We start from the raw sequence: 12,377 nt of genomic DNA, 5'->3' as shown, positions 1-12,377 counted from the left end.
GACGATACGGGTTGGCCGTTTGCATATTTAATGCGAGGATTCAGAGTTGCTTACGTAAACTGCTCCGCTTCCGTGGAGTGCGCATAAGCGGTTGTGGAAGAGGTGCCGCCGGCGATGGCTTGTGCTACTTCGTCGAAGTAACCCGTTCCAACTTCGCGCTGATGCTTCACCGCTTCGTAGCCCAACGGCTCCAAGGCGAATTCGGCTTGTTGCAGCTCGGAATACGCGGACATGCCTTTATCCTTGTAGCCGCGCGCCAGCTCGAACATACTGTAGTTGAGCGCATGGAAGCCGGCCAGCGTAACGAATTGGAACTTGTAGCCCATCTGTCCAAGCTCGCGCTGGAAGTTCGCGATTGCCTGATCGTCCAGCTTCTTCTTCCAGTTGAACGACGGCGAGCAGTTGTACGCCAACATTTTGCCCGGATATTTCGCGTGAATCGCTTCAGCGAAGCGGCGCGCTTCTTCCATGTCCGGCTCGGACGTCTCGCACCAGACGAGGTCGGCGTAAGGCGCATAGGCGAGGCCGCGCGCAATTGCCTGATCGAGACCCGCGTGTGTATAATAGAAGCCTTCCGGCGAGCGCTGGCCCGTCAGAAACGGGTGATCGTAAGGATCGGCATCGCTTGTTATCAACTGTGCAGCGTTGGCGTCGGTGCGGGCGATGATGAGTGTGTCGGTGCCCATCACGTCGGCGGCCAAGCGGGCGGCAATCAAGTGGCGGACGGCCTGCTGCGTCGGCAGGAGTACTTTGCCGCCAAGGTGTCCACACTTTTTCTCCGAAGACAATTGGTCTTCGAAGTGGACGCCGGCCGCACCGGCTTCAATCATCGCCTTCATTAGCTCGAACACGTTGAGCGGTCCACCGAAGCCGGCCTCCGCATCGGCTACGATCGGGGCGAAAAAGTACGTGTCGCCCTTACCTTCCGCGTGTTGAATTTGGTCGGCGCGCTGCAGCGCCTGATTAATCCGTTTTACGACTTGAGGTACGCTGTTCGCCGGGTACAGACTCTGGTCGGGATACATGTGCCCCGACAAGTTCGCGTCTGCCGCCACCTGCCAACCGCTCAAGTAGATCGCCTGCAAGCCGGCCTTGACCTGCTGCACAGCTTGATTGCCCGTAAGAGCGCCGAGTGCGTGTACGTAATCTTCGGTATGCAGCAGCTGCCACAGCCGTTCCGCGCCCATCTGCGCGAGCGTGTGCGTCACCTGCACGGAGCCGCGCAAGCGGATAACTTCTTCCGCCGGGTATGGCCGCGTAACCCCTTTCCAACGATCTTGTTTCCATTTCAATTCTAATTGTTCCGTTGTCTGTCTTTCTGTCACAGCCGCCATCTCCTCACATTCGATAATTTTTATCCTAACAGTTCATAACCCTTCATCGTCAAAAATTCGCTGCATGTCTCTTCGCTTATCAAATCCGTAAACAACCGCTTCGCGTCCGTGAATTTGCGACTTGCGAACACTTCCTTGCCAAGCTGGGCTTCAATCGACGCCAACTCTTCTTCCGTCAGCTTCAGAACGAGCTCCAGCGTAATGTCGGTGCCATCCGTAAGCCGCCCTTCCGGGTGGCGAATCCATTGCCATACCTGAGTGCGGGAAATTTCCGCTGTGGCCGCATCCTCCATCAGGTTGAAGAGTGGTACTGCACCGTACCCACGAAGCCATGCTTCGATATATTGTAGACCGACGATAATGTTCGTCCGCAGTCCTTGTTCGGTAATCGTTCCTTCCGGAATCGCCAGCAGTTCCTTGGCCGTCACGTTAACATCCTCGCGCTTGTTGTGTAGTTGGTTCGGGCCGGTTATCCGTTCGTCGAATACCTTCATCGCCACAGGTACGAGTCCCGGATGGGCGACCCATGTGCCGTCGTGGCCGTCATTTACTTCGCGCAGTTTGTCGGCCCGCACTTTCTCCATCGCCATCGAGTTGGCGTCGGCGTCGTTCCTGATTGGAATCTGGGCCGCCATGCCGCCCATGGCGTGGGCGCCGCGCTTGTGGCAGGTACGGATGACATGCTGCGTGTAGGCTCGCATGAATGGAACTGTCATCGTCACTTGCGAGCGGTCGGGGAGCAGCGCATGGGGGTGGCCGTTCAGCCGCTTGATAAAGCTGAAGATGTAATCCCATCGTCCGCAGTTCAAGCCGGCGCTATGTTCCCGTAATTCGTACAGAATTTCATCGGCTTCAAAAGTAGCCAAAATCGTCTCGATAAGCACAGTTGCTTTAATCGTTCCTTGAGGGATGCCCAATTCCTGTTGGGCAAACACGAAGACGTCGTTCCACAACCGCGCTTCAACGTGGTTTTCCAACTTTGGCAAGTAAAAATAAGGGCCTGAACCGTTTTTGATGAGTGCGTGGGCATTGTGGTAGAAGTAAAGGCCGAAGTCGACAAGGCTACCGGAGGCGTTCTCATCGCCGATGCGGATATGTTTTTCCTCCAGATGCCAGCCCCGGGGGCGGACAAGTAGTACTGCCGTTCGTTCATTCAAGCTGTAAGCTTTGCCTTCCGGGCTTGTGAAGGATATGGTGCGCCGGATGGCGTCGCGCATGTTGATCTGGCCTTGGATTGTGTTTTCCCAGGTCGGGGAGTTCGCATCCTCGAAATCGGCCATAAAGCATTTGGCGCCCGAATTGAGCGCATTGATGACCATCTTTGCATCACCGGACGGGCCGGTAATCTCCACCCGGCGATCCTGCAGATCGGCTGGCACTGGAGCGATCGTCCAGTCGCCATTACGGATTGCCTCCGTCTCCGGCGGGAAGTCCGGCAGTTCGCCCGCATCCAGGCGGCGTTGCCGTTGCTCACGGGCGGTGAGCAACTGACGTCTGCGAGGATCGAAGCGTTCGTGCAGCTTGCCGAGAAAGGCGAGCGCTTCGGGCGTCAAAATATCCGCGAACGGCTCTGACACCGGACCAAGTACGACGATATCGTTGTAATCGCGTGTGGATGTGATTGTCATCATTCGTTACCTCCCTCGACTGAAGCTTGGGTTTAAATAGACCGATTGCAAAATATTCGCAATCGAGTCCTTCTCGTCGAACGCATAGTCCAAGCTTCCGCTGCCGTTGCAGCGCAAGCATAGCGTATTGCCGTGACCTTGGCACTTGCGGCATTTGCCACTGCTTTCATGGCTACCTTTTCCGTTGCACTCCATGCATTCCATTTCCCCGTTGCCATGGCAATAGTAGCAGTCCATTCTAAATCGCCTCCAAAAATAATTGATGATTTACTGTTATGCAACAGTTTGAACTGTATTATAACAGAACTTTAAAAATTGAAAAGCCCTTTTTTTAAAATTCTTCCATTAATTTTTTGTGTAAGCGGAGTGGGCGACAATTTCTGACGATTAACGATAAAAACTTGTCGATTGCGCATAATGAAGACAACCTTCAATGTGCGCGGCGTTTTTGCGGGGATTGGTTTCAAGCGGAAGTAGCTCCCAAAATCCGATTTGTGTTATATCGAACGCTTAGGAAATTTAGGCTAATACAACTGTATATAACGGTTCTCGCGTACGAGATCCGTCGAAAGGAACTAATGGTGGCCCGATTACCGCGTTGCCATCCTCGCGGCTTGGCGGAAGCGATCAGATGATGGAACGGCGCAAGGCCGACTCACTTCTAACCGCGGATCGTGCCCAGTTGCTGCAAGGCACATTGTGTTGATTTATAACGTACTGATTCAATACGATAGTGAAGAAGGTAAGGTGGTCAAGATGTTATGAAGCCTAGCGGTTATCTCGTGCGCACGGGCACGCCGCTGCCGGAAGCGGCAAAGCTTATAATCGAGTACCGCTCGCCGTTGGAAAAGCACGGCAAATTCGTCGGCCTTTTTATTGGGGCAGTATCGTCAAGTACTTATCGAAGGTGCATTCTTCGATCGCGCCCTGATATCCAATGTCCGGATAGAGGCGTAATCGAAAAGATTAAAGAGATTTATCCAGAAGCGGGGCGCAGACATGATTACTTTGCTGCAAGCAAATTTGGCGATATCCGCAGCGTCCTTGCTGTTTGGCTGTCTGGTGGTAATTTCGTCCGTGACTGCGGTCTTATACAATCGTTTGGTTGAGCAGCAACGTGTTTTTCCTGGTGAATCTGCTGCAAACTGTACTTGAGCCTGGAACTCTTGGTCATTTTCATCACACTAATGGGGATTGATAATAGAGGACGATAATGGGTCGATAAAAAAATAGTTGCAATTTAGTTGGGCTTCATGTTATATTATATTTCCGGCCGAGAGATACGGCTGATACACGATTAGAAACAAGCAAGTTGAAATGAATTTCAAAAAAATAAATTCAAAAAAAGGCTTGAATGTTTCGAGAGAGTGTGGTATATTATAAAAGTTGCTGTTGCGAACGAGTTTCGCCGGTAACATTTAAGAAGTTGATCTTTGAAAACTGAACAACGAGTGAGTTAAACCGATCTTGTATTAGCAAGATCATAGAGAAGTAAAATTCTCGTCAGTTTTTCTATAATGAGCTTAATCGCTCTTCTTTATTGGAGAGTTTGATCCTGGCTCAGGACGAACGCTGGCGGCGTGCCTAATACATGCAAGTCGAGCGGAGTTTTTAAGGTGCTTGCACTTTAAAAACTTAGCGGCGGACGGGTGAGTAATACGTAGGCAACCTGCCCTGAAGACTGGGATAACTACCGGAAACGGTGGCTAATACCGGATAATTTATTTCGCTGCATGGCGGAATAATAAAAGGCGGAGCAATCTGCCACTTGAGGATGGGCCTACGGCGCATTAGCTAGTTGGTGAGGTAACGGCTCACCAAGGCGACGATGCGTAGCCGACCTGAGAGGGTGAACGGCCACACTGGGACTGAGACACGGCCCAGACTCCTACGGGAGGCAGCAGTAGGGAATCTTCCGCAATGGACGCAAGTCTGACGGAGCAACGCCGCGTGAGTGATGAAGGTTTTCGGATCGTAAAGCTCTGTTGCCAGGGAAGAACGCTTAGGAGAGTAACTGCTCCTGAGGTGACGGTACCTGAGAAGAAAGCCCCGGCTAACTACGTGCCAGCAGCCGCGGTAATACGTAGGGGGCAAGCGTTGTCCGGAATTATTGGGCGTAAAGCGCGCGCAGGCGGCTCTTTAAGTCTGGTGTTTAAACCCGAGGCTCAACTTCGGGTCGCACTGGAAACTGGGGAGCTTGAGTGCAGAAGAGGAGAGTGGAATTCCACGTGTAGCGGTGAAATGCGTAGATATGTGGAGGAACACCAGTGGCGAAGGCGACTCTCTGGGCTGTAACTGACGCTGAGGCGCGAAAGCGTGGGTAGCAAACAGGATTAGATACCCTGGTAGTCCACGCCGTAAACGATGAATGCTAGGTGTTAGGGGTTTCGATACCCTTGGTGCCGAAGTAAACACATTAAGCATTCCGCCTGGGGAGTACGGTCGCAAGACTGAAACTCAAAGGAATTGACGGGGACCCGCACAAGCAGTGGAGTATGTGGTTTAATTCGAAGCAACGCGAAGAACCTTACCAGGTCTTGACATCCCTCTGACCGGTACAGAGATGTACCTTTCCTTCGGGACAGAGGAGACAGGTGGTGCATGGTTGTCGTCAGCTCGTGTCGTGAGATGTTGGGTTAAGTCCCGCAACGAGCGCAACCCTTGATCTTAGTTGCCAGCAGGTAAGGCTGGGCACTCTAAGGTGACTGCCGGTGACAAACCGGAGGAAGGTGGGGATGACGTCAAATCATCATGCCCCTTATGCCCTGGGCTACACACGTACTACAATGGCTGGTACAACGGGAAGCGAAGCCGCGAGGTGGAGCCAATCCTAAAAAGCCAGTCTCAGTTCGGATTGCAGGCTGCAACTCGCCTANATGTAACGGGGCTAAACACACCACCGAAGCTATGGCTTGAATCGACTTCACTGCTTCTTTGAGGTAGTGAGGGCCCAAGTGTTCATTTTTGTCAGACTTGAGATGAAATCAAGGATGACCAAATGCACTCCNAGGTGCGGCTGGATCACCTCCTTTCTATGGAGAATCGTTCTCTGCAACGAGAACATTCAAATATAGGCTGACCGCAAGGTCGCCGATCAACTCACTCGTTGGTCAGTTTTGAGAGTTCAACTCTCAAAAAGAATGTGTTTGAATTTCATACGCCCATAGGGATGGACCGAAATTCGCACAGTCGCAGTTTCGATGGAACTGCTTTTGATCCTTGAAAACTAGATAACGAAACGAATTTGCGAATTAGAAATATCCTTTTAGCTGACTTGTGTCATNCGACAAGACGGAAAGACCCCATGGAGCTTTACTGCAGCTTGATATTGGATTTGGGTACGATCTGTACAGGATAGGTGGGAGCCTAGGAAACAGGAGCGCAAGCTTCTGTGGAGGCGCCGTTGGGATACCACCCTGATCGTATCTAGGTTCTAACCTAGTGCCGTGATCCGGTACGGGGACAGTGTCTGGTAGGCAGTTTGACTGGGGCGGTCGCCTCCTAAAGAGTAACGGAGGCGCCCCAAGGTTCCCTCAGAATGGTTGGAAATCATTCGAAGAGTGCAAAGGCAGAAGGGAGCTTGACTGCGAGACCTACAAGTCGAGCAGGGACGAAAGTCGGGCTTAGTGATCCGGTGGTACCGCATGGAAGGGCCATCGCTCAACGGATAAAAGCTACCCTGGGGATAACAGGCTTATCTCCCCCAAGAGTCCACATCGACGGGGAGGTTTGGCACCTCGATGTCGGCTCATCGCATCCTGGGGCTGAAGTAGGTCCCAAGGGTTGGGCTGTTCGCCCATTAAAGCGGTACGCGAGCTGGGTTCAGAACGTCGTGAGACAGTTCGGTCCCTATCTGTCGTGGGCGTAGGAAATTTGAGAGGAGCTGTCCTTAGTACGAGAGGACCGGGATGGACGTACCGCTGGTGTACCAGTTGTTCCGCCAGGAGCACAGCTGGGTAGCTACGTACGGACGGGATAAGCGCTGAAAGCATCTAAGCGTGAAGCCCCCCTCAAGATGAGATTTCCCAATACGTAAGACCCCTTGAAGACGACGAGGTAGATAGGTTGGAGGTGGAAGTGCAGCAATGCATGGAGCTGACCAATACTAATCGGTCGAGGGCTTATCCAAAAGAAACCCACCAAAGTGAAGAGAAGCTTTGAAGCTGATTCCGAATACTTTGGCGGGGCCCGGAAAGATCTTATGATCTGAAGGGAAATGCTACGGATTCTAATAACGCAAATAGTTTCGTATCTAGTTTTCAGGGAGCAAAATTCCTGAAATGATTTGAAGCTGCAGGTCTTTATTGAGGCTGGATATTTTGCTGGTGAGAGATCACGAAAGCAAAAGCAGCGCAAAAATCCTGTTTGGTGACGATGGCGGAAGGGTTCCACGCGTTCCCATCCCGAACACGACCGTTAAGCCTTCCAGCGCCGATGGTACTTGGACCGAAGGGTCCCGGAAGAGTAGGACGTTGCCAAGCGAACAACCAATGAAACCACTATCGATCATCGATAGTGGTTTTTTTGAGGCGAGGAACAGTTCAGAGAAATACAGAATTTATGATATTGCTGTATTACACCTAATCTATTTTGATTTTTAATGATTATTAGTATCAAGTACTAAGACTTGGTGATATAATAAAGACAGAAAAATGGAGGTGTGCACGAATGACTACTCAATCAAAATCCAGAATTACTGCCATAGGGACCTATGTCCCTGAAAAGGTACTCTCCAATGCGGATTTGGAGAAGCTTGTAGATACCAGCGATGAATGGATTGTACAACGTACAGGCATGAGAGAACGCCGCATTGCAGAACCGGAACAATATGTATCGGATTTAGCGATTGGTGCGGTAAAAGATATGATACACCGTTATGGTGTGGATGTTATTGATGTTGAAATGATTCTGGTAGCCACAAGCACACCGGAGTACACTTTTCCAAGCACAGCTTCCAGAGTTCAATCTAAATTAGGCATTAAAAGTACTGGAGCTTTGGATCTTAATGCTGCCTGTGCAGGGTTCGTATATGCTCTGCAAATGGCTGATGGTTTAGTTTCAAGTGGAATATACCGTAAAGTGTTAGTTATCGGAGCAGAGACGCTGTCGAAAATTACAGACTACACCGATCGGACAACATGTGTGCTATTTGGTGATGGAGCAGGAGCCGTATTGGTTGAGCGGGACGAAAACCACTCAGGCTTTATAGCTTCTTTATCGGGAACTTTCGGTGAAGGAGGAATCCATCTATATAAAACAGCACTCTCGGAAAAAATGGATGGACAAGACCTAAAAAGCGGCTGTCTTGTTCAGAATGGACGAGAAATTTACAAATGGGCTGTAAGAAATATTCCAGATGGTATGCGGGCGCTTTTGAACAAGGCAAGTATGCTTGCAGATGAGATAAACTGGTTTGTTCCGCATAGCGCAAATTTGCGAATGATCGAAGCGATTTGTGAGCGAGGGCCAATCCCTTTGGAGAGAACTCTAACCAGTGTCGAATATCGAGGGAATACATCAGCAGCTTCCATTCCTTTAGCTCTTCAGCTGGCCATTGATGAGGGTCGTCTCAAATCAGGGGATTGCGTCATGCTTTATGGTTTTGGCGGAGGAATGACTTATGCTAGTTCGATCATTGATTGGTCTATTTAAATATATACCTGTCTCCAAAAAAAATCGCCGCTATTGATAAAGTTCGACGAAGTTATTTCTTTGAAGTATCGACGCTGCCTTCCGTGTGAATTATCGCGCGAAAGGATCTTATTTAGCTTCTTCTTTGTTTCCTGCTGACCTTTGCGGATTTGCTCGTTGGTTTGCCCTTGGCTCTCACGGATCTCATCACGAAGACTATCCGATACATCTTGGATTCTCTCAGAAAGCTTTCGGTCGTGACAGCAATCTCCCGCTCGTGTTCCGCCATTCTCCGTCAATATTTAGAGTTGTTCTGCCAGCATACCGACAGCTTGTTTGAGTTGATCAATGTCTTCAGCAAGCTGTTACGGTCGGCAAAACTCGAAATTGATGCGACCAATCAGCATGCATTGTTCGCGGCTTTCCTAACCGCTCAGCTATATCTATAAGAGAATACGTGCGTTAAGTATCCATAACCCGCCTTTCCTTTCCTCCGTTGTCATCCCGTCATTATTCATCGTCAGCTAACATCATGACCGTTTGTACCTCGTCGCATGTTCGTCATCTAACGAAAAACTACGCCGTCGTTATTCTGATGGCACATTCAATTGATCGATACCAGAAACCTGCTTTTGTCCGGAAATTTTGTCTTTTAGTTCACCGTTTTCTATATTATCTCCTCAAACCTCTCATCACAATCCGAATCACTTGGTTTCAAATCCGGCTTTTTTTGAATAAGTTTCAGTTTCACGTACGATTTTTCGCGTTTTGTTTGCGGGATCTCCTATGGATCGGTAAGGAATTAAGAGATAACAGAAGCAAATTGAAGTTGTGCTTTTTGTACTAAACAACATAAAATGGACCTGCATTTCATTTGTTTCACGAGAAACGAAATCAGTCACCTGCCTCCCAAATAACCAAATTTGAGGATTCGGCGGCGCGAGTATTTCATCAAAGGTAGGTATTTGATACATATGTTTCTTGATGCATGAAAAATTTTCTAGTGTATAGTATAGTTGAGCAGAAATGGAAAATGAAGTGGGTGATGTTTATGTATTCGGACCCTGTTTCGGTCCTTGCTATTGTACTTTTTATTCTAGCTGTGATCCAATTTGTTTTGGATAAAATCATCAGGAAAAACGATGAAAAGATATCGCATACAGATGGTTGTATCCCATACAGGTGGTTCATCGTGATTTGGGTTATTGTGGTAACTTTGTTCTTTCTTTTTGTTCAAGAACCTCATCATCGTCATGTTGGGAGTGGCGTATTACTTGTTTTATTATTCGGTGTCCGATCTATCTTTGAATGGAAATATATTCGAAGCTCACAACAACATGTTATTTCCTTATTGATGATGGTTATATCTCTAGTTAGTGCAATCGTTTTTTTAATGTAATAAAAAACTGCACCTCCAATGTTAGATGGTGTCTAACCATTGGGGTGCAGTTCAATTTGTGCGGTTTTTGTTGCACTTTATTGATTAAGAAGCGTCAATCCAAGTTCCGTCGTGGGGGGATTTTACATGAATGATCGTTTCAAGCTTTTCACGTTATCTGAATCAGGAACGATTTTTATTCATGGAGCCCATAATAAGGCTAACGATGAACACGAGCACGACGGCTCCAATTAAAGCCGGAACAATGTAGAAGTTTCCAATTTCTGGACCCCAAGCTCCAAGCAGCAATCCACCAAGCCATGCACCGATAAAACCGGCAATAATGTTACCGATGATTCCACCCGGAATATCGCGCCCCATAATCAGTCCGGCGATCCAACCAATAATACCGCCAACAATTAACGACCAAAGAAATTCCATTTCATCTTCACCTCGTAAATGATTTATTTGTTTGTGCTTTACTATTAACCAAAGGAGTGATTTTTAAACCGAAATGGCTTGAAAATCAGTCCAGTCAATTTCACCCACCTTTTATAATATGCATTGTTTTTAAATTTGTTTTTCAGGAAGGTAAAAGGGATTAAATAAATTTGACGGAAATAACTTTCATAATATATATTAATAGTGGAGTTGTTTTCCTAAAATGAAGTTTATATATGTTTGTTAAGAAGCTTTTACTATGGAGAGTATATGGGAGTGTCTCAAATATGAATGATATGCGTTTAGAAGCGCTTGGTTTAAGAAATGGTCTTGTAGTTTCCTGTCAGGCACTGGAGGATGAACCACTTCACAGCTCTTTTATTATGGGGAGAATGGCTGTAGCGGCTCGTATGGGTGGTGCAGTAGGAATACGGGCCAATACGGCTGAAGATATTAAGGAGATTAAAGCACAAGTGGACCTCCCGGTCATTGGAATTGTAAAACGGAATTATCCGGATTCAAAAGTGTATATCACACCGACGATGAAAGAAATTGAAGAGCTGGTTGAGGCAGATTCAGATATTATCGCTATGGATGCCACCTTGGCAACCCGTCCTGATGGCCTTGAGCTTTCAAATTTGATTCAAAGAATAAAGGTTAAATACCCGGAACAGCTTTTGATGGCTGATATTTCAACAGTAGAAGAAGCTGTAAAGGCAGAGTCGCTTGGATTTGACCTGATTGGAACGACATTAATCGGTTATACAGAGTCCACTTTGGGTCAGAAAATCTTTGATAATGATTTTGAACTGCTTAAACAAATGGTCCGTGCGGTTAAGACACCAGTGGTAGCAGAGGGAAATGTGCTTACACCTGAAATGGCAAAGCGTTGTCTGGATATTGGCGTATACTGTGTAGTTGTGGGAGGTGCTATTACGAGGCCGCAGCAAATAACTGAAAGATTCGTGAAACATATTCAGTCTTAAATTAAGATAGAAGCTGATCGTTAGAAATGGTTTTAAAGTCTTGCGAAGGATGCAGAAGCCATTTTTTACATCAGCTTTTTATATTGTTTTTATTGTATTATTCGTCTTTGATAACAGTCTGGTTATTGTTTATGATGGATAGAGAGTGTGCTTTTTATTTACTATAAATTCAACTGCCTGTTACACAGGAAAAGGAGAGTTCTTGCATAATGACAGCAAAATGGACAGAGACCATTACCATTCAATCAGACGACGTTGACTTTCAATCCGTTATTCGCTTCTCATCACTTCTTAGTTTTATGCAGCGTGCGGCAGATAGTCATATTGAAGCATTAGGCGTCAGCAGAGAGCAGTTGGTGGAGCATGGCATGGGGTGGATGCTTATCACATTGGAAGTTGAAATGAATGATCTCCCGTACTACTCCGATACGATTGAGATAAGCACGTGGAGCAGAGGTACAAAAGGGGCGCTTTGGTACCGTGATTATCGCTTTAAAAATCATGTTGGTGAGGATATCGGCACAGCTCGTTCCGTATGGGCTCTCGTAGATATACAAAAACGAAAAATCATGAGACCGTCTGCTTTTCCTTATGATGTGCCTGTCCACACGGAATCGGTAGGCGAATTGCTGGATAAAACGGTTATCCCCGATGGGATATTATTAGAAGACGCTTATTCTTATACAGTCAGATATAGCGGAATCGACAGCAACGGTCACTTAAACAATGCGCGGTATGCTGATTTATGTTGGGATGCGTTAACGACAGAAGAGCTTGCAAAGAACGCAGTCGATTTTAAAATTACATATCTTCATGAAGCAAGAATGAATGAAGAGATGCTGGTAAAGCGTTCTTACGGTGAAAATAACACCATTTATCTGCAGGGGCTATCTGCTGAAGGAACGAAATTTTTTGAAGCGGCGATCGTATTAAAATAGATTAAATCCTTTTTCATTCCTCCTTTGAAATTTCAGCATTC

The 12,377-nt window shown here is 47.6% G+C and carries 8 protein-coding genes, 2 rRNA genes and 1 other annotated feature; of the genes, 6 read left to right on the top strand and 4 right to left on the bottom strand.

All coding sequences use genetic code 11. The features are described from left to right. Positions 1–50: 50 nt before the first annotated feature. Genes aceA through C8268_RS17870 form a run of 3 tightly spaced genes read right to left on the bottom strand, consistent with a single transcriptional unit; the run spans position 51 to position 3,199 of the window. On the bottom strand, positions 51–1,334 hold the full coding sequence (gene aceA, locus C8268_RS17880) for an isocitrate lyase (RefSeq protein ID WP_106768918.1): 1,284 nt from the start codon (positions 1,332–1,334) through the stop codon (positions 51–53). Positions 1,335–1,354: 20 nt separating this feature from the next. Next, positions 1,355–2,962 (bottom strand): malate synthase A, encoded by a 1,608-nt coding sequence (gene aceB, locus C8268_RS17875; protein WP_106768917.1) that lies wholly within the window; start codon positions 2,960–2,962, stop codon positions 1,355–1,357. A gap of 6 nt (positions 2,963–2,968) precedes the next feature. Continuing rightward, positions 2,969–3,199 carry a DnaJ-like cysteine-rich domain-containing protein gene (locus C8268_RS17870; protein WP_106768916.1) on the bottom strand — a complete coding sequence of 77 codons (231 nt, stop codon included), beginning with the start codon at positions 3,197–3,199 and terminating at the stop codon, positions 2,969–2,971. A 524-nt stretch (positions 3,200–3,723) separates the two neighbouring features. Here C8268_RS17870 and C8268_RS17865 point away from each other — a divergent pair. The 4 genes from C8268_RS17865 (at position 3,724) to C8268_RS17850 (ending at position 8,614) form a co-directional block, all read left to right on the top strand. Then, positions 3,724–4,071: a hypothetical protein gene (locus C8268_RS17865; protein WP_106768915.1), complete on the top strand. Its 348-nt coding sequence runs from the start codon at positions 3,724–3,726 to the stop codon at positions 4,069–4,071. Positions 4,072–4,499: 428 nt separating this feature from the next. After that, positions 4,500–5,994: ribosomal RNA gene (locus tag C8268_RS17860) — 16S ribosomal RNA — on the top strand. A 135-nt stretch (positions 5,995–6,129) separates the two neighbouring features. Next, positions 6,130–7,091 (top strand) — a sequence feature (23S ribosomal RNA rRNA prediction is too short). A gap of 235 nt (positions 7,092–7,326) precedes the next feature. Further along, positions 7,327–7,443, top strand: a 5S ribosomal RNA gene (gene rrf / locus C8268_RS17855). A gap of 187 nt (positions 7,444–7,630) precedes the next feature. Beyond that, positions 7,631–8,614, top strand: a complete 984-nt coding sequence (locus C8268_RS17850) for a ketoacyl-ACP synthase III (protein WP_106768914.1) — start codon at positions 7,631–7,633, stop codon at positions 8,612–8,614. A 1,540-nt stretch (positions 8,615–10,154) separates the two neighbouring features. Here the strand turns inward: C8268_RS17850 and C8268_RS17840 are convergent. Then, the gene (locus C8268_RS17840) at positions 10,155–10,412 is read right to left on the bottom strand and encodes a GlsB/YeaQ/YmgE family stress response membrane protein (protein ID WP_106768913.1); all 258 of its coding nucleotides are present in this window, start codon (positions 10,410–10,412) and stop codon (positions 10,155–10,157) included. A gap of 287 nt (positions 10,413–10,699) precedes the next feature. On the opposite strand from C8268_RS17840, the gene C8268_RS17835 reads away from it, so the two are divergent. Continuing rightward, the gene (locus C8268_RS17835; protein ID WP_106768912.1) at positions 10,700–11,398 is read left to right on the top strand and encodes an N-acetylmannosamine-6-phosphate 2-epimerase; all 699 of its coding nucleotides are present in this window, start codon (positions 10,700–10,702) and stop codon (positions 11,396–11,398) included. 209 nt (positions 11,399–11,607) lie between these two features. After that, a complete protein-coding gene (locus C8268_RS17830) occupies positions 11,608–12,336 on the top strand; it encodes an acyl-[acyl-carrier-protein] thioesterase (RefSeq protein ID WP_106768911.1) in 729 nt (242 codons plus the stop codon). Positions 12,337–12,377: the final 41 nt, after the last annotated feature.

The sequence above is a fragment of the Paenibacillus faecalis genome, from assembly GCF_900289175.1.
GTDB lineage: Bacteria > Bacillota > Bacilli > Paenibacillales > Paenibacillaceae > Paenibacillus_AQ > Paenibacillus_AQ faecalis.
Note: the sequence above shows the minus strand (reverse complement) of the source record. Positions and strands in the feature narration are given on the sequence as shown.